This is a genomic window from Streptomyces dysideae, from assembly GCF_001514305.1.
GTDB lineage: Bacteria > Actinomycetota > Actinomycetes > Streptomycetales > Streptomycetaceae > Streptomyces > Streptomyces dysideae.
Genome location: NZ_KQ949088.1, coordinates 90637 through 116769 on the forward strand (window position 1 = coordinate 90637; position 26133 = coordinate 116769).

General features: G+C 71.3%; 18 protein-coding genes and 1 riboswitch. Of the genes, 15 read left to right on the forward strand and 3 right to left on the reverse strand.

All coding sequences use genetic code 11. The features are described from left to right. Positions 1–16: 16 nt before the first annotated feature. Complete coding sequence (locus tag AQJ91_RS22330) at positions 17–1513, reverse strand: MFS transporter (RefSeq protein ID WP_067024570.1); 1497 nt, start codon at positions 1511–1513, stop codon at positions 17–19. A 405-nt stretch (positions 1514–1918) separates the two neighbouring features. Between AQJ91_RS22330 and AQJ91_RS22335 the strand changes: the two genes are divergently transcribed. The 3 genes from AQJ91_RS22335 (at position 1919) to mfd (ending at position 9164) form a co-directional block, all read left to right on the forward strand. Then, positions 1919–2707 (forward strand): ABC transporter ATP-binding protein, encoded by a 789-nt coding sequence (locus AQJ91_RS22335; protein WP_067024571.1) that lies wholly within the window; start codon positions 1919–1921, stop codon positions 2705–2707. Next, a complete protein-coding gene (locus AQJ91_RS22340) occupies positions 2704–5277 on the forward strand; it encodes an ABC transporter permease (protein WP_067024573.1) in 2574 nt (857 codons plus the stop codon). The genes AQJ91_RS22335 and AQJ91_RS22340 overlap by 4 nt, the downstream gene beginning before the upstream one ends. A 356-nt stretch (positions 5278–5633) precedes the next feature. Continuing rightward, entirely contained in the window at positions 5634–9164 is a 3531-nt protein-coding gene (gene mfd / locus AQJ91_RS22345) for a transcription-repair coupling factor (protein ID WP_067024576.1), read from the forward strand. Positions 9165–9211: 47 nt separating this feature from the next. Here the strand turns inward: mfd and AQJ91_RS22350 are convergent, their stop codons facing one another. Beyond that, entirely contained in the window at positions 9212–9817 is a 606-nt protein-coding gene (locus AQJ91_RS22350) for a TetR/AcrR family transcriptional regulator (protein ID WP_067024578.1), read from the reverse strand. A 100-nt stretch (positions 9818–9917) separates the two neighbouring features. Between AQJ91_RS22350 and AQJ91_RS22355 the strand changes: the two genes are divergently transcribed. The 3 genes from AQJ91_RS22355 to AQJ91_RS22365 all read left to right on the forward strand — a co-directional run bounded on the left by AQJ91_RS22355 (position 9918) and on the right by AQJ91_RS22365 (position 12594). Further along, complete coding sequence (locus tag AQJ91_RS22355) at positions 9918–10799, forward strand: SCO6745 family protein (protein ID WP_067024580.1); 882 nt, start codon at positions 9918–9920, stop codon at positions 10797–10799. Positions 10800–11007: 208 nt separating this feature from the next. Next, entirely contained in the window at positions 11008–11775 is a 768-nt protein-coding gene (locus AQJ91_RS22360; RefSeq protein WP_407696895.1) for an HNH endonuclease family protein, read from the forward strand. Between the two features lie 75 nt (positions 11776–11850). Beyond that, a complete protein-coding gene (locus AQJ91_RS22365; protein WP_067024584.1) occupies positions 11851–12594 on the forward strand; it encodes a GNAT family N-acetyltransferase in 744 nt (247 codons plus the stop codon). Between the two features lie 62 nt (positions 12595–12656). On the opposite strand, the gene AQJ91_RS22370 is transcribed toward AQJ91_RS22365, so the two are convergent. Beyond that, complete coding sequence (locus AQJ91_RS22370; protein ID WP_067024585.1) at positions 12657–13358, reverse strand: hypothetical protein; 702 nt, start codon at positions 13356–13358, stop codon at positions 12657–12659. A 198-nt stretch (positions 13359–13556) separates the two neighbouring features. On the opposite strand from AQJ91_RS22370, the gene AQJ91_RS22375 reads away from it, so the two are divergent. From AQJ91_RS22375 to AQJ91_RS22415, 9 genes are all read left to right on the forward strand, one after another. After that, positions 13557–15746, forward strand: coding sequence for an N-6 DNA methylase (locus AQJ91_RS22375; protein ID WP_067024588.1), 2190 nt, complete (start codon positions 13557–13559; stop codon positions 15744–15746). Between the two features lie 175 nt (positions 15747–15921). After that, positions 15922–16563 carry a hypothetical protein gene (locus tag AQJ91_RS22380; protein ID WP_067024591.1) on the forward strand — a complete coding sequence of 214 codons (642 nt, stop codon included), beginning with the start codon at positions 15922–15924 and terminating at the stop codon, positions 16561–16563. A 38-nt stretch (positions 16564–16601) separates the two neighbouring features. Next, a complete protein-coding gene (locus tag AQJ91_RS22385) occupies positions 16602–18098 on the forward strand; it encodes a serine/threonine-protein kinase (RefSeq protein ID WP_267891229.1) in 1497 nt (498 codons plus the stop codon). Between the two features lie 199 nt (positions 18099–18297). Continuing rightward, positions 18298–18945 carry a SurA N-terminal domain-containing protein gene (locus tag AQJ91_RS22390; protein WP_067024596.1) on the forward strand — a complete coding sequence of 216 codons (648 nt, stop codon included), beginning with the start codon at positions 18298–18300 and terminating at the stop codon, positions 18943–18945. A 177-nt stretch (positions 18946–19122) separates the two neighbouring features. Further along, complete coding sequence (locus AQJ91_RS22395; RefSeq protein ID WP_067024599.1) at positions 19123–20106, forward strand: nucleoside triphosphate pyrophosphohydrolase; 984 nt, start codon at positions 19123–19125, stop codon at positions 20104–20106. A 42-nt stretch (positions 20107–20148) separates the two neighbouring features. Continuing rightward, positions 20149–22455, forward strand: coding sequence for a tetratricopeptide repeat protein (locus tag AQJ91_RS22400; protein WP_159054624.1), 2307 nt, complete (start codon positions 20149–20151; stop codon positions 22453–22455). After that, positions 22452–23732 (forward strand): cytochrome P450 family protein, encoded by a 1281-nt coding sequence (locus tag AQJ91_RS22405; RefSeq protein WP_067024605.1) that lies wholly within the window; start codon positions 22452–22454, stop codon positions 23730–23732. Before AQJ91_RS22400 ends, AQJ91_RS22405 begins: the two co-directional genes overlap by 4 nt. 192 nt (positions 23733–23924) lie before the next feature. Further along, positions 23925–24905, forward strand: coding sequence for a LysM peptidoglycan-binding domain-containing protein (locus AQJ91_RS22410; RefSeq protein WP_067024608.1), 981 nt, complete (start codon positions 23925–23927; stop codon positions 24903–24905). Between the two features lie 183 nt (positions 24906–25088). Continuing rightward, positions 25089–25286: riboswitch (cyclic di-AMP (ydaO/yuaA leader) on the forward strand. A gap of 4 nt (positions 25287–25290) precedes the next feature. Beyond that, complete coding sequence (locus AQJ91_RS22415) at positions 25291–25971, forward strand: transglycosylase family protein (protein ID WP_067024611.1); 681 nt, start codon at positions 25291–25293, stop codon at positions 25969–25971. Positions 25972–26133 lie beyond the last annotated feature (162 nt).

Here is a 26133-nt window from a genome sequence, read left to right on the forward strand (position 1 = left end):
TCAGCCTACGGACGTCTCACTCGCCGATCACCGGAAATTTCCGTGGCGCCAGGAACAGCAGCACCAGGAACGCCAGCGCCGCCGCGCAGGACGCTCCCAGGTACACGGCGTGCACGGCGTCCGCGATGGCGTGCCGCGTGGCTTCCGGCGCCGCTCCCGAATCCAGCGCCCGCGTCACCGAGTCCAGGTCGCCGGCGCCGCCCAGCCGCGAGGCCAGCACGCCGTTCGCCACGGCACCGAACAGCGCCGCCCCGACCGTTTGCCCGGTCTGCCGACAGAACAGCACCGACGCCGTGGTCGTACCCCGCTCCGACCAGCCCACCGTCGACTGCACCCCGACGATCAACGGCAACTGGAACAACCCCAGCGCCGCCCCCAGCAACAGCATCAGCAACGTCGGCTGCCACGCCTCCCCGGGATACGGCAGGAACGGAAACGCCAGCAGGATCAGTGACGCCGTACCGATCCCGAGCATCGCCGTGTTGCGGAAGCCGATCCTCCGGTACACGTGCTGACTGAGCGCCGCCGACACCGGCCAGGTCAACGTCCAGACCGACAGCACGAATCCGGCGGCCACCGGCGCCAGCCCCAGCACCGACTGCGCGTACGTCGGCAGGAACACCGTCGGCGCCACCATCAGCAGCCCCAGCGCACCCAGCGCCAGGTTCACCGCCGCGATGGTCCGCCGCCGCCACACCCACCCCGGGATGATCGGCTCGGCCGCGCGCCGCTCGACGGCCACCACGACCGCGACCAGCCCAAGTCCGGTACCCAGCAAGGCGATCGACGGCCAGGACAGCCAGGGCCAGGCCACCCCGCCCTGCACCAGCGCCGTCAGCAGTACGCCCCCGCATGCGAACACGGCCACCGCCCCCGCCCAGTCGACACGCGCGCGTGCACCCGTCGTATCCCGGTCCGGCTCATGCAGGTACCGGACGATCAGCCACAACGCCACCGCCCCGATGGGCAGGTTGACGAGGAAGATCCACCGCCAGTCGGCATACGCGGCCAGCACCCCGCCCACCCCGGGCCCCGCGACCGCCGACACCGCCCACACCGTGGACAGCCTGGCCTGGATCTTCGGTCTTTCCTTGAGCGGGTAGAGGTCGGCGGCCAGGGTTTGCACCGTCCCTTGCAGGGCTCCGCCGCCCAGACCCTGCACCACGCGGAACGCGATCAGCGCCCCCATGTTCCAGGCGACGGCACACAGCAACGACCCCACCAGGAACAGCGCCGCCCCCGCCACCAGCACCGGCTTACGTCCGAACGTGTCGGACAGCTTGCCGTACACCGGCAGGGTCACCGTCACGGCGAGCAGATAGCCGGAGAAGAGCCAGGAGAAGACGGAGAAGCCGCCGAGATCGCCGACGATCTGCGGTACGGCCGTGGAGACGATGGTGGAATCGAGGGCGGCCAGCGCCATCGCGAGCATGAGCGCGGCGACTACCGCCCCACGCCGGTCGGTTCCGGCGCCGGGTGCCGTGCCGCGTATCGCGGGTTTGGTGTCGCCCACCCTGGAGTCCCCTCCCGTTGCCCCCTGCATCTATCTGCCGCCGAACAGCTTGCCACTTGACCTTCACGCGACGGGAGGGTGGAGAGTGACTGGGTCGGAGGGTGGACCAGGCCCCGGAGATGGCTCCACCTGGCGGTGGAGTGCCCCTAGGGGTACCTCCGTACTACGTCTCGGGGAGGGGTCGTACCGCCGGAGGACGAGAAGGCGCGGGGGCGGTCCTTAGTCTGGCTTTACGCCGCTGGGGGGCGGCTGACCGAACCGCCGGGGGTGGGGTTTTCCCCCGTACAAGACGGGGCCGGGCACCAGCGCGCCGGACCCCCTCCCGGCGACAGACTTGACTCATCGACGTAAGCCACTCGCAGTAAGCCACTCGCATCAACTGATGAACGACATAGGAGATATACCGTGACATCGGCTGTGACCATTCCCAGGCACGGGGGTACTGGAGGGCGTACGGCCGTTGCCGCGCGGGCGCGGCAGGTCGTCAAAGCGTACGGGTCCGGGGAGACCCGGGTCGTCGCGCTCGACCATGTGGACGTGGACATCGCGCGGGGACAGTTCACCGCGATCATGGGCCCTTCGGGGTCCGGCAAGTCCACGTTGATGCACTGCCTCGCCGGGCTCGACACCGTCACGTCCGGGCAGATCTATCTGGACGAGACCGAGATCACCGGGCTCAAGGACAAGAAGCTGACCCAACTGCGGCGGGACCGGATCGGGTTCATCTTCCAGGCGTTCAACCTGCTGCCGACGCTGAACGCGCTCGAGAACATCACGTTGCCCATGGACATCGCCGGGCGGAAGCCCGACAAGCAGTGGCTGGGACGGGTCGTCGACACCGTTGGACTTTCCAACCGACTCAAGCACCGGCCGACCCAGCTGTCCGGCGGCCAGCAGCAGCGCGTCGCCGTGGCCCGGGCCCTGGCCGCCCGCCCGGAGATCATCTTCGGTGACGAACCGACCGGAAACCTCGACTCGCGGGCCGGGGCGGAGGTTCTTGGATTCCTGCGGAGGTCCGTCGACGAGCTGGGCCAGACCATCGTGATGGTCACCCACGACCCGGTGGCCGCCTCGTACGCGGACCGCGTCCTGTACCTCGCCGACGGGCGCATCGTCGACGAGATGTACAAGCCGACTGCCGAGGCCGTCCTGGACCGCATGAAGGACTTCGACGCCCGGGGGCGTACGTCATGACCGTCCTGAAGACCTCGATGCGCAACTTCTTCGCGCACAAGGGGCGGATGGCCCTCTCCGCGGTCGCGGTGCTGCTGTCGGTGGCGTTCGTGTGCGGGACCCTGGTGTTCACGGACACCATGAACACCACCTTCGACAAGCTCTTCGCGGTCACCTCCTCAGATGTGACGGTCTCCCCGAAGGAGGCCAAGGCCGACGACACCCCGCAGAACGGCAGGCCCGAGTCGCTGCCGGCCTCGACGCTGGAGAGTGTTGAGAAGGCGAACGGCGTCAAGGCCGCCGAGGGCGCGGTCAGTTCGATGAACGTGACCGTCGTCAACAGCGACAACAAGAACATGGGGTCCACCACCGGCGCCCCGACCATCGCGGGCAACTGGACGAAGAACGAACTGCGTTCGATGGAGATCACCTCCGGACACGCCCCGCGTGGGCCGACCGAGGTGATGGTCGACGCCGACACCGCCGACAAGCACGGCCTCAAGCTCGGCGACGAACTGCGCACCATCTCCGTGACGGGTGACTTCACGGCGAAGATCGCCGGCATCGCCACCTTCAAGGTGACCAACCCCGGTGCCGCCGTCGTCTACTTCGACACCGCCACCGCCCAGCGCGAACTCCTCGGCGCCACCGGCCGGTTCACTCAGATCTACGTCACCGCCGCGTCCGGCGTCGCCGACGCGCAGCTCAAGCAGAACGTCGCCCAGGCCCTGGACGGCACGCACAAGGTCCAGACGGCCAAGGAGACCGCCGACGAGAACCGTGAGGGCGTCGGCGAGTTCATGAACGTCATCAAGTACGCCATGCTCGGCTTCGCCGGGATCGCGTTCCTGGTCGGCATCTTCCTGATCATCAACACCTTCTCCATGCTGGTCGCCCAGCGGACCCGCGAGATCGGCCTGATGCGGGCGATCGGCTCGTCCCGCAAGCAGGTCAACCGGTCCGTGCTGGTGGAGGCCTTGCTGCTGGGCTTCGTGGGCTCGGTCCTCGGTGTCGGCGCGGGCGTCGGCATCGCGATCGGCCTGATGAAGCTGATGTCGATGGCGGGCATGAACCTGTCCACGGACGACCTGACGGTGAAGGTGACCACCCCGGTGGCCGGCCTCGTCCTCGGCGTCCTGGTCACGGTCGTCGCCGCCTACATGCCGGCCCGCCGCGCGGGCAAGGTCTCCCCGATGGCCGCACTGCGCGACGCCGGTACGCCGGCCGACGGCAGGGCGGGCCGGGTGCGCGGGCTGATCGGCCTGGTGCTGACCGGCGCGGGCGCCGCCGCCCTGTATGTCGCCGGTACGGCCGACAAGGCGAGCGAGGGCGCGGGCATGCTCGGCATCGGCGTGGTGCTGACCCTGATCGGCTTCGTGGTCATCGGCCCGCTGCTGGCGGGCGGGGTGGTCCGGGTGATCAGCGCGGTCCTGCTCCGTGCCTTCGGCCCCGTCGGCCGCATGGCCGAGCGCAACGCCCTGCGCAACCCGAGGCGTACGGGGGCTACGGGTGCGGCCCTGATGATCGGCCTGGCGTTGGTTGCGTGTCTCTCGGTGGTCGGCTCCTCGATGGTCGCCTCCGCGACGAGCGAGCTCGACAAGTCGGTGGGCGCGGACTACATCGTGCAGAGCAGCAACGAGGCACAGCGGATCGTTCCGCAGGCCGAGAAGGCCATGGAGCAGTCCCCGGGCCTGCACCACGTCACCCGCTACAAGGAGCTCGAGGCCACCTTGACCTCGCCCGACGGCAAGACCGACGACAGCGGCATCACGGCCACGGACCCGTCGTACGCGGACGACCTGCGCCGCACCATGACGGCGGGAAAGCAGTCGGCCGTCTACGGCAAGGACACCATGTCGGTCGGCTCCGACTACGCCGAGGAGCACGGCGTCCAGGTCGGCGACACCATCAAGGTGGCCTTCAAGCGCGGCGAGACGGCCGAACTGAAGGTCGCGGCGATCACGGACGACAGCACGGCCCTCGACCAGGGCGCGCGCTACACCAGCATCGAGACGATGCGGAAGTACGTGCCCGCCGACCAGGTCCCGCAGAGTTCCATGCTGCTCGCCACGGCGAAGGACGGGCAGGAGGCGGAGGCGTACGCGGCCCTGAAGAAGTCGCTCGACGACTACCCGCAGTACCAGGTCCGCGACCAGACCGACTACAAGGAGGAGCTGAAGAACCAGATCGGCCAGCTCCTGAACATGGTCTACGGCCTGCTGGCTCTGGCGATCATCGTGGCGGTCCTGGGCGTCGTGAACACCCTGGCCCTCTCGGTGGTGGAACGCACTCGCGAGATCGGCCTGATGCGGGCGATCGGCCTCTCCCGCCGCCAACTGCGCCGCATGATCCGCATGGAGTCCGTGGTCATCGCCCTGTTCGGCGCCCTGCTGGGCCTCGGCCTGGGCATGGGCTGGGGCGCGACAGCCCAGAAGCTCCTCGCCCTGGAAGGCCTGAACGTCCTGGACATCCCCTGGCCGACCATCACCGGCGTCTTCATCGCCTCGGCCTTCGTGGGCCTGTTCGCGGCCCTGATCCCGGCGTTCCGGGCGGGCCGGATGAACGTCCTGAACGCGATTGCAACGGAATAGCCATCCCGACGGAAGAGCCAATCCCAACCGAATAGCCATCCAGACGGGGGAATCCGGCGCCGAGAAGCCACGGGGGTCTTCTCGGCGCCGGGTGTTTGTCTGTACGTGTCGGCCCACCTTTCTCCCGACAGCAAACGGGCGGTGGGTGGGCATAGGCCGGGGGTCCAGGGGGCGGAGCCCCCCGGTACGCCCACACAGACGCCGCGCACCACAACAGCGGACGTTCGGCCGTTATCCACAGGCCGTTATCCACAGCCCCGACACCCGCCGACACACCGTCGTACCCTGGAGACCCCCGGCCGGTCCCCGCGTCGGGCCCTTCGTGTTGCCCACCCCGGACGGAAGAGCGCCCCTCCATGAGTTTGCACGGTCTGCTCGACGCCGTAGTCAAGGACACCGCCCTCGCCGAAGCGATCACCGCGGCCGCAGACGGCAACCGCATGCACGTCGACCTCGTAGGCCCCCCGGCGGCCCGCCCCTTCACGATCGCCGCCCTCGCCAGGGAGTCCACCCGCCCGGTCCTCGCCGTGACGGCGACGGGCCGGGAGGCGGAGGATCTGGCCGCGGCCCTGCGCTCCCTGCTCCCGCAGGAGGGCGTCGTGGAGTACCCCTCCTGGGAGACCCTTCCGCACGAGCGCCTCAGCCCCCGCAGCGACACCGTGGGCCGACGCCTCGCGGTCCTCCGCCGCCTGGCCCACCCCCGCCCCGACGACCCCGAGACCGGCCCGGTCTCCGTCGTCGTCGCACCCGTACGCTCCGTACTCCAGCCCCAGGTCAAGGGCCTCGGCGACCTGGAACCGGTAGCGCTGCGGACGGGCCAGACCGCCGACCTCGGCGAGATCGTCAAGGCCCTCGCCGCCGCCGCGTACGCGCGCGTGGAGCTCGTCGAGAAGCGCGGCGAGTTCGCCGTACGGGGCGGCATCCTCGACGTGTTCCCGCCCACCGAGGAACACCCCCTGCGCATCGAGTTCTGGGGCGACGACGTAGAGGAGATCCGCTACTTCAAGGTCGCCGACCAGCGCTCCCTCGAAGTCGCCGAACACGGCCTGTGGGCCTCGCCCTGCCGCGAACTCCTCCTCACCGACGACGTCCGGGCACGCGCGCGTGCCCTCGCCGAAGAGCACCCCGAGCTCGGCGAGCTGCTCGGCAAGATCGCCGAGGGGATCGCGGTGGAGGGCATGGAGTCCCTCGCGCCGGTCCTCGTCGACGACATGGAGCTCCTCCTCGACGTCCTGCCCAAGGGCGCCATGGCCGTCGTATGCGACCCGGAACGGGTACGCACGCGTGCCGCCGATCTCGTGGCCACCAGTCAGGAATTCCTCCACGCGTCCTGGGCGGCCACGGCAGGCGGCGGCGAGGCCCCCATCGACGTCGGCGCGGCCTCCCTGTGGTCCATCGCGGACGTCCGGGACCGGGCCCGCGAGCTGGACATGATGTGGTGGTCGGTGTCGCCGTTCGCAGCCGACGAGGAGCTGGACGCAGACACCCTCAAGCTCGGCATGCACGCGCCAGAGGCCTACCGCGGCGACACCGCGAAGGCCCTCGCCGACACCAAGGGCTGGCTCGCCGACGGCTGGCGCACGGTCTTCGTGACCGAGGCCCACGGCCCGGCCGCGCGCACGGTCGAGGTGCTCGGCGCCGAGGGCGTCGCCGCGCGCCTGGAGGCGGACCTCGGGGAGATCTCCCCGTCCGTCGTCCACGTGGCGTGCGGCTCGATCGACTACGGCTTCATCGACCCGGCCCTCAGGCTCGCCGTCCTCACCGAGACCGACCTCTCCGGCCAGAAGGCGGCCGGCAAGGACGGCGCCCGGATGCCGGCCCGCCGCCGCAAGACCATCGACCCGCTCACCCTGGAGGCGGGCGACTACATCGTCCACGAGCAGCACGGCGTCGGCCGCTACATCGAGATGGTCCAGCGGACCGTGCAGGGCGCCACGCGCGAGTACCTCGTCGTGGAGTACGCCCCGGCCAAGCGCGGCCAGCCCGGCGACCGCCTCTACATCCCGACCGACCAGCTGGAGCAGATCACCAAGTACGTGGGTGGCGAGGCGCCCACCCTGCACCGCCTGGGCGGCGCCGACTGGACCAAGACCAAGGCCCGCGCGAAGAAGGCCGTCAAGGAGATCGCCGCCGACCTGATCAAGCTGTACAGCGCGCGTATGGCGGCGCCCGGCCACATCTTCGGCCCGGACACCCCCTGGCAGCGCGAGCTGGAGGACGCCTTCCCGTACGCGGAGACCCCGGACCAGCTCACCACGATCGCCGAGGTCAAGGAGGATATGGAGAAGTCCGTCCCGATGGACCGTCTGATCTGCGGCGACGTCGGCTACGGCAAGACGGAGATCGCCGTACGCGCCGCCTTCAAGGCCGTACAGGACGGCAAGCAGGTCGCCGTCCTGGTCCCGACGACCCTCCTGGTCCAGCAGCACTTCGGCACCTTCTCCGAGCGCTACTCGCAGTTCCCGGTCAACGTCCGCGCGTTGAGCCGCTTCCAGACCGACACCGAGGCGAAGGCCGTCCTGGAGGGCCTCCGCGAAGGCGCGGTGGACGTCGTCATCGGCACGCACCGGCTGTTCTCCTCGGAGACCAAGTTCAAGGACCTGGGCCTGGTCATCGTCGACGAGGAGCAGCGCTTCGGAGTCGAGCACAAGGAGCAGCTGAAGAAGCTCCGCGCCAACGTCGACGTGCTGACGATGTCCGCGACGCCGATTCCGCGCACCCTGGAGATGGCCGTCACCGGCATCCGCGAGATGTCGACGATCACCACGCCTCCGGAGGAGCGCCACCCGGTGCTCACCTTCGTCGGTCCGTACGAGGAGAGGCAGATCGGCGCCGCCATCCGCCGCGAACTGCTGCGCGAGGGCCAGGTCTTCTACATCCACAACCGCGTCGAGTCGATCGACCGGGCCGCGGCCCGCCTCCGGGAGATCGTCCCGGAGGCCCGCATCGCGACGGCGCACGGCCAGATGTCCGAGTCGGCGCTGGAGCAGGTGGTCGTCGACTTCTGGGAGAAGAAGTTCGACGTGCTGGTGTCGACCACGATCGTCGAGTCCGGCATCGACATCTCCAACGCCAACACCCTGATCGTGGAGCGCGGCGACAACTTCGGCCTCTCCCAGCTGCACCAGCTGCGCGGCCGGGTCGGGCGGGGGCGCGAGCGCGGGTACGCGTACTTCCTGTACCCGCCGGAGAAGCCCCTGACGGAGACCGCCCACGAGCGGCTCGCCACCATCGCCCAGCACACCGAGATGGGCGCGGGCATGTACGTCGCCATGAAGGACCTGGAGATCCGCGGCGCCGGCAACCTCCTCGGCGGCGAGCAGTCCGGCCACATCGCGGGCGTCGGCTTCGACCTGTACGTCCGCATGGTCGGCGAGGCGGTCGCGGACTACCGGGCCTCGTTGGAGGGCGGTGTGGAGGAGGAGCCGCCGCTCGAGGTCAAGATCGAGCTCCCGGTCGACGCCCACGTCCCGCACGACTACGCACCCGGCGAGCGGCTGCGCCTCCAGGCGTACCGCTCGATCGCCTCCGCCAACACCGAGGAGGACATCAGGGCCGTACGCGAGGAACTCGTCGACCGCTACGGCAAGCTGCCCGAGCCGGTGGAGAACCTCCTCCTGGTGGCCGGGCTGCGGATGCTGGCCCGCGCGTGCGGTGTCGGCGAGATCGTCCTGCAGGGCACCAACATCCGCTTCGCGCCGGTGGAGTTGCGCGAGTCGCAGGAACTCAGGCTCAAGCGGCTGTACCCGGGCACGGTCATCAAGCCGGCCCTGCACCAGGTGCTCGTACCGCGCCCGAAGACCGCGAAGGTGGGCGGGAAGCCATTGGTCGGGCGGGAACTGCTCGGCTGGGTCGGGGAGTTCCTGACGACGATTCTGGGGTCGTAGGGCGCGATTCCGGGCTCGTAGGGCGTCGGCCCCCGTTGCTGGCAAGGTCAGGAGCGGGGGCCGTCCGGTTTCCCGCCGGTGCGGAACAGCATCGCCGCCAGCGTCCGGAACACCTCCTCGGGGTCCTTGTCGCCGACCGGCCCGTCCAGGTTGTGGCCGAGGAGCAGCGTGGCGAAGCCGTGGGCCAGGGACCAGGCGGCGACGCCGGCGAGGCGGGCGTCGATGCCGAGGTCGTCCGGGCGTACGGCGGAGACGGCCGTGCGCAGGGCGTCGGCGGCGAGGGCGCGGGCCGTGGCCAGTTCGAGGTCGTCGGCGCGCAGCAGCTGGGGCGTGAACATCACCTGGAAGTGCGCCGGGTGCTCGCGCGCGAAGCGCACGTAGCGCACCCCGGCGTCCTTCAGGTCCGAGGCGTCGGCGAGCGTGGCCGCCAGCAGCCCGAACCCCTCGGCGGCGATGGCCGTGAGCAGTCCGGTGCGGTCCTTGAAGTGGTGCGCCGGCGCCGCGTGCGAGACCCCGGCACGACGGGCCAGGTCGCGCAGGCTGAGCGCGGCGGGGCCGTCGACCGCGATGACGTCGAGGGCGGCGGTGAGGACGGCACGGCGGAGGTCGCCGTGGTGGTAGGGGCGGGCGGCCGGCTTCTTGGCGGGGGGCATGGTCAGCAGCGTACGCCGAATCTAGGCATTGACAAGTTCGGACGGCCGAGGCAATCTAGGCAATGACAAGTTTGGCTTGTTACGGGGAGGGAGTCACGTCATGACACAGTCCGACGGCGGCCTGGAGCCGGGCCGCGTGCGCCAGTTGTGGCATCTGCTGGAGCCGCTGCACGCGGTGCTGTACTACGCACCCGAGGCATCCCAGGAGGCCGCGGCCCTCGGGTATGCTATGGAGGAGCGCTGGCCGAGCTACTTCCCGTACCGCGCCGCCCCGTTGGGTGCGGTCGGTGCCGGGCGCGTGACCTCAGCCTTCTACAGCTTCAGTCCCCGCATGGTCGCCGAGCACATGGACCCGGCGTGGAAGGCGGCGACCCCCGAGGCCGTACTGAAGGCGCGGGAGCGCGCGATCGACCGGGCGTACCGCACGCTCTTCGGCGACCGCGCGGACAGCCCCGAACTCGCGGAGGCCGCCGCCCTCGCGCGTCGCGCGGCCGAGGCGGCGGACACCGCGGGCCGGCCCCTCGCCGCCGCCAACGCCGCACTGGACTGGCCTGACGCCCCGCACCTCCAGCTCTGGCATGCGGCGACGATCCTGCGCGAACACCGCGGCGACGGCCACCTCGCCGCCCTGCTGGTGGCCGGCCTCGACCCGGTCGAGTCGCTGGTGTCGTTCGCCGCGACAGGCGCCGCGTCCGTGGAGCGCTTCGAGAGCCGCGGCTGGAGCGCGGGGGAGTGGACGGCCGCCCGCGACTGCCTCGCCGCCCGCGGCCTGGTCGACGACGACGGTACGGCCACGGAGGCGGGCCGCGCCCGGCGCCGCACGGTCGAGGAGGACACCGACCGCCTCGCCGCCCAGCCCTGGCAGTCACTGGCGGCGGCGGAGGTGGACCGACTCGTCGAACTTCTCGGCGAGTTCTGGGTCGCCGTGCTGTCCTCCGGACTGCTGCCGCCGGTGACGACGCTGGGGATCGGCAAAGCCTGAGCCCCGGGCCGGGGCTCCGTGCATGGCGAAGCCGTCCGCGGCTGGTGGGTCCTCCGTGGACGGCCTCTCTTCTCAAGGTGGTTCAGCCGACATGTGAAGTGCGCCCATTTATGCACCCGTATGGTCTGAACCTCTCGGCCGCTACGGTGGAGGCACGCGACATCCGCCCGCGCGGGGTCGGAAGCGCAGGCAAGGGGAGGGGCACAGCGTGACGCGTCTGAGGGGCGGGACGGCGACGGCCGCGGCGATATGCGGCATGGTGCTGGCACTGGCGGGATGCGAGGGCGTCGACCTGCCCGTGGACAGCGCACCCTCCGGCTCCGCGCCGGCCGCCGGATCCGGCCGCGCGACGAGCCCGCTGGACAATCCGGACGGCACCAAACCCGGCCTCGCGCCCCTGACTTCGGACGCCGACCGGGCCGAGGCGCGAACCCTCATCGAGAAGGTCGCGACCAAGGGGCGCGGCCCGAAGACCGGCTACGACCGCGACAAGTTCGGCTACGCCTGGATGGACACCGCCGACGGCGTGCCATGGGCGAGGAACGGCTGCGACACCCGCAACGACCTCCTCCAACGCGACGGCGAGGACGTCCGCTTCCGCTCCGGTTCGGACTGCGTCGTGATGTCCATGACCCTGCACGACCCGTACACGGGCCGGACCATCGACTGGACCAAGTCCAAGGCCACCGCCGTCCAGATCGACCACGTCATGCCCCTGTCCTACGACTGGCAGATGGGCGCCGCCCGTTGGACCAAGGCCAAGCGCCAGGACATCGCCAACGACCCCCTCAACCTCATCCCCGTCGACGGCCCCAGCAACGGCTCCAAGGGTGACTCCGGCCCCGCCTCCTGGCTGCCCCCGAACAAGCAGATCCGCTGCTCGTACGCGGTGCGCTTCGCACAGGTGTCCCTCAAGTACGAGCTGCCTGTCACGGCCGCCGACAAGGAGACAATGCTGCGGCAGTGCGGTGGCTGACCCGCTGGCCCGCGCTCTTCGTGGTCGTGCGGAAATTCGTTTCCCGGCCCGCCGGAGCCCGCCTACGGTGACCGCATGGAGCTGAAGGTATCGAGCCTCGCCGACCGCCCCGAGATGCTCGGCGCGGTCGAGGGGATGGCGGACTCCTGGCCGGAGTTCGTGGTCCAGGACCCCGTGGGCAACACCCACTACGGCCGGATCCCCCGCGAACTCCCGCAGTACGTGCAGTTCGCCGAGGACGAGCGGGGCGAGGTCGTCGCCCACGCCTACAGCGTCCCCTTCGCCCTGGCCGCCGAGGGGTGTGGCCAACTCCCCGCCCGCGGCTGGGACGAGGTGCTCGGCTGGGCCTTCGCCGACCTGCGCCGTGGGGTGCGTCCCGACACCGTCAGCGCGATCTCCGTCGTCATCGCCCCGCACGCCCAGGGCCAGGGCCTCGCCGCCCGCATGCTCTCCGCGATGCGCGACAACGCCCGCGCCCTCGGCTTCCGCGAGGTCGTCGCCCCGGTCCGCCCCAACGCCAAACACCTCGAACCGAACACCCCCGTCGAGGAGTACGCCCACCGCGTACGCCCCGACGGCCTGCCCCACGACCCCTGGCTCCGCGTCCACGCCCGCGCCGGCGCCGTCATCGACTCCGTCGCCCCGGCCTCCATGACCGTCGCCGGCTCACTGGAGCAGTGGCGCACCTGGACCGGGCTGCCCTTCGACACCGCGGGCGACGTCGAGGTGCCCGGGGCGTTGGTGCCGGTGCGGTGCGAGCCGGAGCGCGGGTACGCCGTGTACGTCGAGCCGAATGTGTGGATGCGGCACGCGGTGTGACGCTGTGACGCGTGTTCGTGTGGCCGTGGGGCGTTGCTGTCGCTCTCCGGAGGGCGGCCGGGTCAGCCGGTCTTCTTCCAGTCCTGGCAGCCGGCCGTCTTGAAGTAGGCGTCCTTGGCGCTGATGGTCACGACGGCCGTGCCGGTCACGTTGTTGTTCGCGATGATCGACTCGACGCGGTGCTCGGCGTCCTTGGTGCGCTCCCAGTAGCAGGCGTCGTCGGTGTTGCCGGTGGACTTGTAGGTGCCCGGGACGATGTCCGCGCCGACTCTGAACATGCCGCCGTCGCCGGACATCTTGGTGGCCGGGGTGCCCTTCGCCTTCTCGTCCACGGCCTCCCAGTCCCCGCAGCCGCTCGACGAGAAGATCTTGTCGGTGGCCTTGACGGTGACGTAACTGGTGCCGGTCACGTTGTCGTTGGCCAGCAGCGAGTCCAGCTCACCCGAGGAGTCCTTGGCGCGCTCCCAGTAGCACAGGCCGTCGCTGTTGCCGGTGGTGCGGTAGGTGCCCGGCTTGATGTCGGTACCGACCTGGAAGTCGCCGTCCCCCTCGAACGCGGCCTTCTTCTCGGTGACCTCGGCCGCGTCCTTCTTCTGCTCGCCCTTCTGCTCGCCGCCGTTCTCGCGCTCCGCGGACGCCGAAGAGCCGTTGCCGCCGCTGCCGGAGCCACCGCTCTTGCTGTCGTCCCCGGCGTTCGCCGAGACGGCACCGATGACGACGATCCCCACGACGGCGCCCAGCGCGATCTTGCCCTTCATGCCCATGGCTGTGTCCCCTCCCTACGCGGCGACCGCCTCCGATCGGACGGCCGCTCGTTCGCTGGGTCAATAAGAGCAGAGCGTGTGAACCGAGTCAACATGATTCACGCACAACCTTATGTACACGGCCGTGAATTGGGTGGTCTTGTGCGCGCCGCTATGCTCGGGGTCACACAAGCGGGGACGACGAGGGGAGCGGCGCCGGTGCAGGACAACGCGACAGAGGTGACCGCGGCCGGAATCGCCCGGCTCGCGGGCGTCGGCCGCGCCGCCGTGAGCAACTGGCGCCGCCGCCACGCCGACTTCCCCAAGCCGGTCGGAGGCACCGAGACCAGCCCCTCCTTCGCCCTCGCCGAAGTCGAGACCTGGCTCCGCAAGCAGGGCAAACTCGCCGAGGTCCCCCTACGTGAACGCGTCTGGCAGCAGCTCGCCGGTCACCCCGAGGGCCCGGTCACCGCCCTTACCCACGCCGGCTGCGCCCTGCTGCTCATCCAGGACCGGCCGACGGTCTGGCTGGAGGTGAGCGCCGGCTCCGACGAGCGGCTGGCCGCGATGCTGCCGGGCGCGCTGGAGCAGGTGCTGACACCGAGGTTCGGCACGGTGGCCGCGGCGCCGGCCAGCAGGGCTGGTGTTCACAAGGCCGCCGCTGTGAACACTCCGGTGCCCGTGAACAGTCCAGCGTCCGTGAACAGCCCAACGCCCGTGAACAGTCCAGCGTCCGTGAACAGTCCAGCGTCCGTGAACAGCCCAGCGTCCGTGAACGGCTCACCCGCCGTTCACGCCCCCACCGGCCCCGAACTCCTCCCCTCCGCTCCCCTCCTGCGCGGCGCCGCCGAGCTGGCCGCCGAACTGGGCGCCCGGCAGACCTTCGAGTTCCTGCTCGGGCGGTACCTGGACGCCAACCCGCGCCAGTACACGCTCACCCCTGCCGAACTCGCCGGCCTCATGGCCGACCTCGCCGGTCCCGCCCGTACCGTCCTCGACCCGGCCTGCGGCACCGGCGCCCTGCTGCGCGCCGTCGCCCCGCGCCCCGACCAGGAGTTCTACGCCCAGGACAGCGCCCCCGACCTGGCCGCGCTCACTGCACTCCGGCTCGCGCTGCATGCCCAGGTCGCCGTGCGCGGCGCCGTCGGTGACACCCTGCGGGCCGACGGGTATCCCGGACTGCGGGCCGACGCCGTCCTGTGCCATCCGCCGTTCAACGAACGCAACTGGGGGCACGACGAACTCGCCTACGACCCCCGCTGGGAGTTCGGCTTCCCGGCCCGCAACGAGTCCGAGCTGGCCTGGGTGCAGCACGCGCTGGCCCGGCTGCGGGACGGCGGCATCGCCGTGCTCCTCATGCCGCCGGCCGCCGCCTCCCGGCGCTCCGGCCGCCGTATCCGCGCCGACCTGCTGCGCCGCGGCGCGCTGCGGGCCGTCATCGCGCTGCCGGTCGGCGCGGCACCCCCGTACAACCTCCCGCTCCACCTGTGGCTGCTGCGTCGCCCCGACCGGACGCCGGGCCGGCCGGAGGTGCTGCTCGCCGACGCGGGGCAGTTCGCGACCGAGGGGCGCGGCGGGCCCGACTGGCGGGCCGTGCGGGACGCCGTCCTCGACGCCTGGCGGGTCCACGACCGCACCGGCACCCTCGACGAACGCCCGGGCCTGGCCCGCTCCCTGCCCGTCATCGACCTCCTCGACGACGACGTGGACCTCGCCCCGGCCCGCCACCTCCCGCCCCCGACGGCGACGGACGGCGCGGAGGCGCTCACCGCGGTGCGCGAGCGGCTCGGCGAGACCCTGCGCCTGACCGCCGGCCTCACCCCGCCGCCCGCCGCCACCGCCCCGCCCGCGCGCTGGCCGCTCACCACCCTCGGTGAACTCGCGCGCGGGGGCGCCCTGGTGATGCGCACCGGCGGCAACGGCGGCCACGCGCGCGTGCCCGTGCTCACCGACCACGACGTGCTCGCCGGTACGGCGCCCTCCGGTTCGCTCCCCGAAAGCGACGAGGAGGCCGTACTGACGGAGGTGGGCGACGTCGTCGTCCCGGTGCTCGGCGGCGGCTCGGTGGCGCGCGTGATCGACGACGCGACAGGGGGCGCCGCCCTGGGGCGCAACCTCGTGCTCCTGCGCCCCGATCCCACGGCGCTCGACCCGTGGTTCCTCGCCGGCTTCCTGCGCGGCACCGCCAACAACCGCCAGGCCAGCAGCTACGCCTCCACCGCCACCCGCCTCGACGTGCGCCGCCTCCAGCTGCCCCGGCTCCCGCTCGGCGAACAACGGCGCTATGGCGCACGCTTCCGCGCACTCGACGAGTTCGAGCGGGCGCTCAGGCGCGCGAGCCGGCTCGGAGAGCAGCTCGTGCGCGGGATGTACGACGGCCTGACGGACGGGACGGTCACGCCCGACTGACGCGCACGCCCGACTGACGCGCCCGGCTGAGGCGAAGTGATCAGCATGACAACGGTTCGGTACAACCCGGGACCGGTTGTCCGTGTCGGCCTATACGCTCGAAGCGACTCTCACGCGACGGGCGTTGTCGGACCTCGGCCGCCCTCGTGCGTCCGCCTCAGACACAGGAGCTGTCATGCATGGCCACGGCTACACGCAGCCGGTGAAGCAGCCGCCCCCTACGGGGTGGCTGGTCTTCCTGCGCGTGCTGTTCGTGGTGATCTCGATCTTCAGCATCGGGCTGCTGGCCTGGACGATGCTTCTGCGCCTTGCGATCGTCACGCGCAAGGGGCTCGACTGGGGGCTGTTCGTGGCCGCGATAGCGGCGGACGCCCTCGCGCTCGTACTGGTCGGCACCGAGCCCGGCGACGAGGTGCACACCGTGCCCGGCTGGACGGGCATAGGCCTGCTCTTCGGCACGCTCGTGGCGTCCATCGCGTACTACCTCGCCGCGGACGTACGCCACTTCCACCAGCTCCGCTACGGCGGATACGCGCCCCAGCCCCAGCCCGCGCCGGCGTATGGCTACCCGAACGCCGCGATGCCGTCGCCGTACGCGACGACCGTCCCGCAGCCGCCCCTCGCGCCCCTCACACCCCACACCCCGCCCCCGGCGTCCCCGACGCCCGTGCCGCAGCCGCCCCCGCCCACCACCCCGCCGCCGCAGCGCCCCGCGCCCGCGCGCATCGACCAGGTGCGCGCCGAGCTCGACGAGCTCAGTGACTACCTGCGCAGCCACGACGGCCGACAGGACGGCGACCACGAGGGCGGAAGGTGACCGTGACGACGGGGCGTGTCGTCTCCGGCCGCTACGAACTGTCCACGCTCATCGGACAGGGCGGCATGGGACAGGTCTGGACGGCGTACGACCAGCGGCTCGACCGGCGCGTGGCGGTGAAGCTGCTGCGCCCCGACAAGGTGGCCGGCCAGGACGCGGACGAACTGCGCCGCCGCTTCGTGCGCGAGTGCCGGGTGACAGCACAGGTCGACCACCCCGGCCTGGTCACCGTGCACGACGCGGGCAGCGAGGGCGAGGAGCTGTTCCTCGTCATGCAGTACGTCGACGGCGCCGACCTCGGCGACCACCTCGCCGAGCACGACCCGTACCCGTGGCAGTGGGCGGTCTCGGTAGCCGCGCAACTGTGCGCCGTGCTGAGCGCCGTGCACGCCGTGCCGATCGTCCACCGCGACCTCAAGCCGCGCAACGTGATGGTGAAGCAGGACGGCACGGTCACCGTCCTCGACCTCGGCGTCGCCTCCGTCATGGACACCGACACCACGCGCCTCACCCACACCGGCTCCCCCATCGGCTCGCCCGCCTACATGGCCCCCGAGCAGGCCATGGGCGGTGCGGTCGGCCCGTACACCGACCTGTACGCACTCGGCGTACTGCTGCACGAACTCCTCAGCGGCGACGTGCCGTTCGCGGGCTCCACGGCGCTCGGCGTGCTGCACCGGCACCTGTACGAGCCGCCGCAGCCCGTGCGCCGCATCCGCCCCGAAGTCCCCGAGGCGCTCGAAGCCCTGGTCCTGCGCCTGCTCGCCAAGGACCCGCAGCACCGCCCCGCCTCCGCGCAGGAGGTGTACGAGCACCTGGCGCTGCTCCTGCCCGCGCGCGGGACGCCCACCGGGGCGCCACTCGACCCCACACGCCCCTTCCTGCGCCCCCACGCCCCCTGGCCGGACCGCGCCCGCACGCCCGCGCCCCAGCCCGCCCCCGTCACACCGGCCGCGCCCGCCGCCGAGAAACCGGACGTCGCGCGCGCCGTCGACGAGGTCAAGCGCCTCCTCGGCGAGGGCCGCATCACCCAGGCCGTCGACATCCTCGGCGCGATCCTGCCCGCCGCCGCCGAACAGCACGGCGAGCACTCCCCGGTCGTGCGCACCCTGCGCAAGCAGTACGCGGCCACGCTCATGGACGACGGCCAGTACCGGCGCGCGCTGCCCGAACTGCGCCGTCTCGCCGACGAACGCGCCGCCGAGGCCGGCCACGCCGACCCCCAGTCCCTGCGCTTCCGCTACGACGCCGCCCAGTGCCTGGAGCAGCTCGGCGAACCGGTGGCCGCGCTCGCCGAGTACCGCGCGCTGCTGCCGTACTACGAGAACCAGTACGTCTCGGCCGGCGACCCCGCACTCGCCCACGACGTCCGCCGCCGCATCGGCCACCTTCTCCTCGCCCTCGGCGACCGGCCCGCCGCCCACGACACCCTGGCCCGTCTCCTGGCCGACGTGGAACGGCTGCACGGCCCCGGCCATCCGCTCGTCGCGGAGGTGCGCCGGACGCTGGCCTGGCTGGGACAGGTGCGCGGCTGAGCCCCCGGAGGCCGCCGGCGCGGCGTGGTGGTGCCCGAAGTCCTGGTGAATCCTTGGTCGAATGGGTTGGCCAGAGCCCGGCCACTGCCTACCATCGATCACCGCAAGACTTTGTGCGCCCGCCCGTCGCCCGACCACCACCCCTCAACGAGGCGCTGGCGCGCCGCACCTGTCATTGCAGTCTCCTCAGGAGGTCTCCTTGCACCGCCGCCGACGTCGCACCGCGCTCCTCCTCTCCGCCGCAATCGCCGCGGCCCCCCTCATCACCGCCTGCGGAAACGATGCGCACCCGGGCGCGGCGGCCGTCGTCGGCGGCCAGCGGATCACCGTCTCGCAGCTGGAGAACAGGGTGAGCGAGGTGCGCGCGGCCCAGCGGGCGGCCGTGCCGGACGACGCCCAGTACGCGCAGGCCATCGCCAAGACCGGCACCCTCGCCCGCGACACCCTGCACAGCATGGTCCTCGACCGGGTGCTGCACCGCGCCGCCCAGGACGCGGGCGTGACGGTCACCCGCAAGGAGATCCAGCAGATGCGCGCCGGCCTGGAACAGCAGGTCGGCGGCCCCGAGGCACTGGAGACGGCCTGGCTCCAGCAGTACGGCATCGCCCCGGAACGCCTCGAGGAGAACCTCCACCTCCAGCTGGAGGCCCAGAAACTCGCCGCCGCGCTCGGCACCGCCACCGACAGGCCGGACTTCTGGAACGCCCTGGCCGAGGCGTCCAAGAAACTCGGCATCGACCTCAACCCCCGGTACGGCACCTGGGACGTCCAGCGGAGCAGCCGGGTCGACACGAAGACGCCGTGGGTGCGCGAGGTGACGGCGGCGGGGACGCAGCAGACGACGTGAGGCAGCGGACGGCTGAGGCAGCGGACGGCTGAGGCGGCGTAACGGTCCTGCGCCGCGGTCAGGGCCAAGGGCTGGGGCAGAGCCAGGGGCAGGGCCGACGATCATACGATCGCACTGTCACCCCCACCCTGTGGACAACTGATCGTCTTGCCCGGCGGTGTGCGTTAGCTTCGAATCGTGAACGCAACCAGCCCCGAAGCCACGTCCGGCCCCGGCCGTATCGTCCTGCTCACCACCAGCCACCGCGTCGCGCCCGGCCTGCTGTCCTGGCCCGCCTGGCAGGCGCTGCACGCCGCCGACCGGGTGCTGTGCGCGGACGGCGCGCACCCGCAGCTGCCGTATCTGCGCGAGGCCGGCATAGCGGTCGACGAGGCCGCCCCGACCGCCCAGCAGCTGGTCGACGCGTGCGTCGGCGGACGGACGGTCGTGGTCGTGGCGACGGGCGAGGGCGAACCGGCGCTCACCGACGGCCTGGCGCGCCTCGCGGGCTCCGGCCGGATCAACATGCCGGACCTGGAGCTCCTCCCCGCCTCCTACGACCTGCCGGGCGCCCGCCTCCTCGACCTCGTCCAGGTCATGGACCGCATCCGCGCCGAGTGCCCCTGGTCGTCCCAGCAGACCCACAAGGGCCTGGCCAAGTACGGCATCGAGGAGGCGTACGAACTCGTCGAGGCGATCGAGGAGGGCGACCGCGACGAACTCCGCGAGGAACTCGGCGACGTCCTGCTCCAGGTCGTCTTCCACGCCCGCATCGCGGAAGAGGACCCGGACGCCCCCTTCTCCATCGACGACGTCGCCGGGGGCATCGTCACCAAGCTGATCCACCGCCACCCGCACGTCTTCGGCGACGAGACGGCGACGACCCCCGAGGAGGTCAAGGAACACTGGCTGCGCACCAAGGCCATCGAGAAGCAGCGGGAGTCGGTGACCGAGGGCATACCCCTGGGCCAGCCGGGCCTCGCCCTCGCGGCGAAGCTGGCGTCCCGGGTCCGCACGGCGGGTCTCGACGTACCGCTTCCGGCGGGGGAGGGCATCGGGTACGAGCTGCTCGCGCTGGCGGTCCGGGCCGAGGCGGCCGGGGTGGATCCGGAGGCGGCGTTGCGGGTTGCCGCGAGGGCCTATCGGGATGCCGTGCGGGCTGCTGAGGGGCTCTCCGGTTAGTACCGTTGCCCCTACGGGCGGGTGCGAGGCGTGGGGGCCGGTGTGGCAACGGAGTTGGAGCAGCTCAGAGGCGACCTTGTGCGCGCGATGCGTCGCTCGCCGGACACGGCACGGCGGGTCATGGAGGTGCTGGAGCGGCTGGACGTCATCGGGATCACCGAGGCCTGGAACCCGAAGCTGGTCGGGCGGAGCACAGCCAGAGCGCGGCTCAGGTCGTTGGAGAACCTGCGCACCCGGTATCCCCGCGCCTTCGCGGAGCTCCAGGCCATCGCGGCGGAGCACACCGACGCACCCGCGTCGAGAAGCGTCGCCGCCGGCCGCGACATCGGTGTCGCCGTCACCGGAGACCACAACCAGTTCGTCATCGGCAACCCCGGTCTTCCCCAGACCTCCGGAGACCACGTCGACTTCCGCGACGGCACCTTCCACGACCCGGTCATCGGCGTGCAGCACAACCACTACGGCACCGTCCCCGCCCCGGTGGAGTGGCGGCCGGTCGGGCAGGTGGAGCCGCTGGAGTTCGGCGTACACCGGACCAGACGGGTGCCGGGGGAGCCCGACGTACCGCCGTACGTCCAGCGGGACCGCGACGAGGACCTGCGTGCCGAGCTCGCCCACAGCGGCCTGGTGCTGATCCTGGGGGAGCCGTACGCGGGCAAGTCGTACACGGCGTGGCACGGTGTGCGGTCGCTGGCGGACCCGAACCAGCCGGCGTCGGAGGAGCACCGGTTCCACGCCCCGGACCCCGGCGAGGACATACGGGCCCTGCTCGCCGCACTGCGCGGGAAGTCCGGCAAGTACGTCGTCTGGCTGGACGAGCTGACCGACCATCTCGACGGCGGTGACCTGGAACCCCGGCTGCTGGTACGGCTCACCGGCCTCGGTGCCGTCGTGCTCGGCACGATGAGCCCCGACGAGTACTACCGGCGGCGCGCCGGAACCGGCCCCGGCGACAAGGTCGTCGCCGCGGCCCGCACGGTGACGCTGTCGCGCGAGTGGAGGACGGCCGAGCTGGAGCGGCTGGCGGTGCTCGACGATCCGCGCGCGTTCCCGGCGTACATGTGGAGCGGAAGGGAGGGGGCGGCCTCGTACTTCGCGGTCGGGCACCTGCTGTTCGACGAGTGGCGCCGCTCCGGGACCCGACTGGAGCACCCGCGCGGGCAGTTACTGGTCCGGGCGGCGGTCGACCTCGCCCGGTGCGGGGTCACGGGGGCGGTACCGGGCGAGCTGCTGAGGAGGGTTCAGGAGCAGTACGGGGAGGAGGAACGGGAGTCGTTCGAGGACGCGCTCGCATGGGCGACGGCGCCGCTGTTCGGGGTGTCGGGGCTGCTCGTGCAGGGCGACGAAGGTGACACGGCCGGCACCTGGCGGGCGTACGGCGCCCTGGTCGCGGAGGCGCTGAGCTCGGGCGACCTGGAACCGGTACCGGACGAGGTGTGGTGGACGCTGCTCGACGCGGCCGGGGAACAGGACTCCCCGCTCGTCTTCCGTGCCGTACTCGATGCCGCCTGCACGGCGCTGCAGGCCCGGATCGAGGCAGGGGATCCGGCGGTGGCGCTCGGGTTCGCCCGGCGTACCGAGGGCGAAGAGCGGGAGGCATGGCTGCGCAGGGCGGCGGACGCCGGGCACCCGGACGCGGCCGTGGACCTGGCGGAGATCCTGCGGGACCGCGCCGACGAGGCCGGCGCGCTGACGTATCTGGAGCAGGCGGCCGAGGTGGGCAGCTCCCGTGCCGCGGCGGCGCTCGGCAGCCTGCTGCGGAAGCGGGCCGAGTACTGGCTGCGCACGGCGGCCGAAGCCGGTGACGGGGCGGCGGCGCACGAGCTGGGCGACATGCTGGTGGGGTCGGGGCACGAGGACGAAGCGGCGCGCTGGTACCTCAAGGCACTGACCGCGGGCCACCACGAGGTCGCCGCGAGCATGGGCACGCTTCTCAACAGCTGGCGGGATCCCTATGCGGAGGTCTGGCTTCGCTACGGTGCCGCGTGGGGTGACCTGCGTGCCGTGGCCGAACTGGCCTTCCACCTGTCGTGTCAGCCCGAGCACGACAAGGACGAGGTGGACCGCCTCTACCGGCAGGCGGCGGAAGGCGGAGACGCGAACGCGGCGCGCGCCCTCGGCACGTCGCTGGAGCGCCAGGGCCGGTTCGACGAGGCGATGGCGTTGTACCACCAAGCCTTCGAAGGGGACATCCCGGGTGCCGCGCGGTCCATCGGGCTGCTGCTGAGGAGACAGGGCAAGTCCGAGGAAGCCGAGGAATGGCTGAGCAAGGCCGTCGCCACTATCCCGCCCCCGCCACCCATCCCCACCCCCACCCCCACCGACTCTCCGGATACCGTCGGGGAGTGACCAACCAGCCCCACCCTCCGACCCCCACCCCGGCGGCACCCGACCTCTTCACCTGGGAGTTCGCCACCAACCCCTACCCGGCCTACGCCTGGCTCCGCGACCACGCCCCCGTCCACCGGACACAGCTCCCCAGCGGCGTGGAGGCCTGGCTGGTCACCCGCTACACCGACGCCAAGCAGGCCCTCGCCGACCAGCGGCTCTCCAAGAACCCGGCCCACCACGACGAACCGGCCCACGCCAAGGGCAAGACGGGCATCCCCGGTGAGCGCAAGGCCGAGTTGATGACGCATCTGCTGAACATCGACCCGCCGGACCACACGAGACTCCGTCGGCTGGTCAGCAAGGCGTTCACGCCCCGCCGGGTCGCCGAGTTCGCGCCCCGCGTGCAGGAGCTGACGGATCAGCTGATCGACCGGTTCGCCGCGGAAGGGTCCGCCGATCTCATCCACGAGTTCGCCTTCCCGCTCCCCATCTACGCGATCTGCGACCTGCTCGGCGTCCCCCGTGAGGACCAGGACGACTTCCGGGACTGGGCGGGCATGATGATCCGGCACGGCGGAGGACCGCGGGGCGGCGTCGCGCGGTCGGTGAAGAAGATGCGGGGCTATCTCGCCGACCTCATCCACCGCAAGCGCGAGGCGCTGCCCGCGGAGCCCGCCCCCGGCGAGGACCTCATCTCCGCCCTCATCCGCGCCTCCGACCACGGCGAGCACCTCACCGAGAACGAGGCAGCGGCGATGGCGTTCATCCTGCTGTTCGCCGGCTTCGAGACCACCGTCAACCTCATCGGCAACGGCACCTACGCCCTCCTCACCCACCCCGAGCAGCGCGCCCGCCTCCAGCAGTCCCTCGCCGCCGGCGAACGCGGCCTCCTGGAAACCGGCGTCGAGGAACTCCTCCGCTACGACGGCCCCGTGGAGCTGGCCACCTGGCGGTTCGCCACCCAGCCGCTCAGCATCGGCGGCCAGGACATAGCCCCCGGCGACCCGGTCCTCGTCGTGCTCGCCGCCGCCGACCGGGACCCGGAGCGGTTCGCCGACCCCGACGTCCTGGATCTCGGACGGCGTGACAACCAGCACCTCGGCTACGGCCACGGCATCCACTACTGCCTCGGGGCCCCGCTCGCCCGTCTGGAGGGCCAGACCGCGCTCGCCACCCTCCTCACCCGTCTCCCGGACCTGCAACTCGCCGTGGATCCCGCCGACTTGCGGTGGCGCGGCGGCCTCATCATGCGGGGACTGCGCACCCTGCCCGTGGAGTTCACGCCCCTCCGGTAACCAACCGGAGCAAGTACCATCGCCGCGCAAAGCCGCCGCAAACGTGACACACCCTCAAGTCTGTGATCTTCACGTGATCTACGCGACGTTAACTTGTGACAAGTGATCGTCTGCCTATACGTTCACGGATCAACGCGGCGCCCCGGCAACACCCGCCGCGCCGCACCCTGCCGTCTCGCGAAAGGTCCCCGCATGCTCTCCGGGAACGGTCGTCACCGTCGCCCCCGCCAGGCCCCGGCGCTCCTCGTGGCAGCCGGCGTGACCGGGTCCGCCATCGCCATCCCGCTCCTCGGCGCCACCGGCGCGAGCGCGGCCGACGGCACCACGTGGGACCGGGTCGCGGAGTGCGAGACCGGCGGCGCCTGGAGCGAGAACGACGGCAACGGCTACTACGGCGGCCTGCAGATGTCCCAGGAGAACTGGGACAAGTACGGCGGCCTCGCCTACGCCCCCACCGCCGACCAGGCCAGCCGCCAGCAGCAGATAGCCGTCGCCGAGAGGGTCCTCGCGGACCAGGGCACCGTCGCGTGGCCGACCTGCGGGCCGCTCTCCGGACTGGGCAGGGACTCCGCGTCGGCTGACGTCGACACGGGCGTCGGGGGCGACTCCTCGTCCGGGTCCGGATCGTCCGACACCTCCGACTCGCCCGGACTGCTCGACTCCATAGGCGGCTCGGCGGACAGTTCGAAGGGCGACCCGCCCGCTTCGCCCTCTCCGTCCATTTCGCCGGATAAGACGGATAAGACGGATAAGACGGATAAGGCGGATGGTGGCACTGGATCAGACACCAAGTTCGATACATCCCCCGACGTCGATGCGGGTAAGTCGCAGGAAACCGACAGTTCACCCACCGAAACCCCCAAGAGTGACGAGTCGGGCGACTCTGGGCAGAGCGAAGGCTCTTCGGCCCTGACCGACACCGGCCCCGACGTGCCCGCCGACGCCGCCGCCGGCACCGGCCGTCATCGCGGCGACAGTGCCGACGAGGGTGCCGTCGACGGCTCCTACGTCGTCCGCCCCGGGGACAACCTCTCCGCCATCGCCGACTCCCTTGACCTGAGTGGCGGATGGCGGGGCCTCTACGCCGAGAACAAGTCGACCCTCGGCAATGACCCGGACCTCATCATCCCCGGTCAGACCCTTGAAGTCGGTGTCGAATCGGGCGAAAAGTAGCGGGAGTTCGCGTCATGGTTCGTCGCTGAATGTCCGTTTTGATAGCGGTGAGAGATAGATCTCAGAAGCCCTGATCGTCTTTGAAATTCCGGGAATCGCATGTCTACGGTCGGGACCGCTCGTCACCACGAGCCCCGGCTGCCGCAACGCCGAATCCTGCCAGCGGCCGTACGGGAACAGTCGTCGCGTCAAGCGCCGTAGGCAGGAGCGGGGGACCCAAGGTAAGCGCCGGGTCCGGGAGTTGAGGCCCTTCGGGGTGGCTCGCGACCGGAACCGGCTTGGGGTGAAGCCGTGCCGCGCACGCAACGTGCGGGACACGACCGGGCAACTCAACCGGCCCGAACCCGACAGCTCACCTCGTAGGCGTCGGTGAGGGGATCTCTCCATGCTGTTCTCCGGCAAGGGCAAGCACCGTCGTCCGTCCAAGGCCACCCGCGCCATCGCCATCGCCGGCGTGACCGGTGCCGCCGTCGCCGCACCGCTGATGGTGTCCGGCACGGCCTCCGCCGCCACCGCCTCCGAGTGGGACGCCGTCGCCCAGTGCGAGTCCGGCGGCAACTGGTCCATCAACACCGGCAACGGCTACTACGGCGGTCTGCAGTTCTCGGCCTCCACCTGGGCCGCGTACGGCGGCACGCAGTACGCCTCCACCGCCGACCAGGCCTCGAAGGCGCAGCAGATCCAGATAGCCGAGAAGGTCCTCGCGGGCCAGGGCAAGGGTGCCTGGCCGCACTGCGGCACCGGCCTGTCCAGCGCCGCCTACACCGGTGGCGGCGACTCGTCGGGCTCCTCCTCGACCCCGAGCACCACCACGCCGCGTGAGACCGAGCAGCAGTCCTCCCGCTCCGCCGAGCGTCCGGCCGCCAAGAAGACCGTCACCACCCCGACCGGCAAGAAGGTCGAGAAGGGTGACGGCGAGTACAAGGTCGTCAAGGGTGACACCCTCAGCTCGATCGCCGAGGAGCACGACGTCAAGGGCGGCTGGGTGAAGCTGTTCGAGCTGAACAAGGACATCGTCTCGGACGCCGACCTCATCTACCCGGGCCAGCAGCTGCACCTGAAGTAACAGAAGGCGCGTAGCTGAACCACAGCGCCCTCACATCCGTGGGTTCCATAGTGGAGGCCTCGTGAGGGCCACCCCCGTCCCCCACGGGCTCCCCGCTCCGGTGCGTCTTCCCCCGTACGCACCGGGGCGGGGCTTTTTTCGTGCGGGTTCTTGCACAGGGGT

Excerpts from the sequence above, each read along its gene's own strand:
- AQJ91_RS22415 (WP_067024611.1), top strand. The coding sequence starts at position 25,291 with ATGCTGTTCTCCGGCAAGGGCAAGCACCGTCGTCCGTCCAAGGCCACC.
- AQJ91_RS22365 (WP_067024584.1), top strand. The coding sequence starts at position 11,851 with ATGGAGCTGAAGGTATCGAGCCTCGCCGACCGCCCCGAGATGCTCGGC.
- AQJ91_RS22340 (WP_067024573.1), top strand. The coding sequence starts at position 2,704 with ATGACCGTCCTGAAGACCTCGATGCGCAACTTCTTCGCGCACAAGGGG.
- AQJ91_RS22410 (WP_067024608.1), top strand. The coding sequence starts at position 23,925 with ATGCTCTCCGGGAACGGTCGTCACCGTCGCCCCCGCCAGGCCCCGGCG.
- AQJ91_RS22380 (WP_067024591.1), top strand. The coding sequence starts at position 15,922 with ATGCATGGCCACGGCTACACGCAGCCGGTGAAGCAGCCGCCCCCTACG.
- AQJ91_RS22355 (WP_067024580.1), top strand. The coding sequence starts at position 9,918 with ATGACACAGTCCGACGGCGGCCTGGAGCCGGGCCGCGTGCGCCAGTTG.
- mfd (WP_067024576.1), top strand. The coding sequence starts at position 5,634 with ATGAGTTTGCACGGTCTGCTCGACGCCGTAGTCAAGGACACCGCCCTC.
- AQJ91_RS22370 (WP_067024585.1), bottom strand. The coding sequence starts at position 13,358 with ATGGGCATGAAGGGCAAGATCGCGCTGGGCGCCGTCGTGGGGATCGTC.
- AQJ91_RS22350 (WP_067024578.1), bottom strand. The coding sequence starts at position 9,817 with ATGCCCCCCGCCAAGAAGCCGGCCGCCCGCCCCTACCACCACGGCGAC.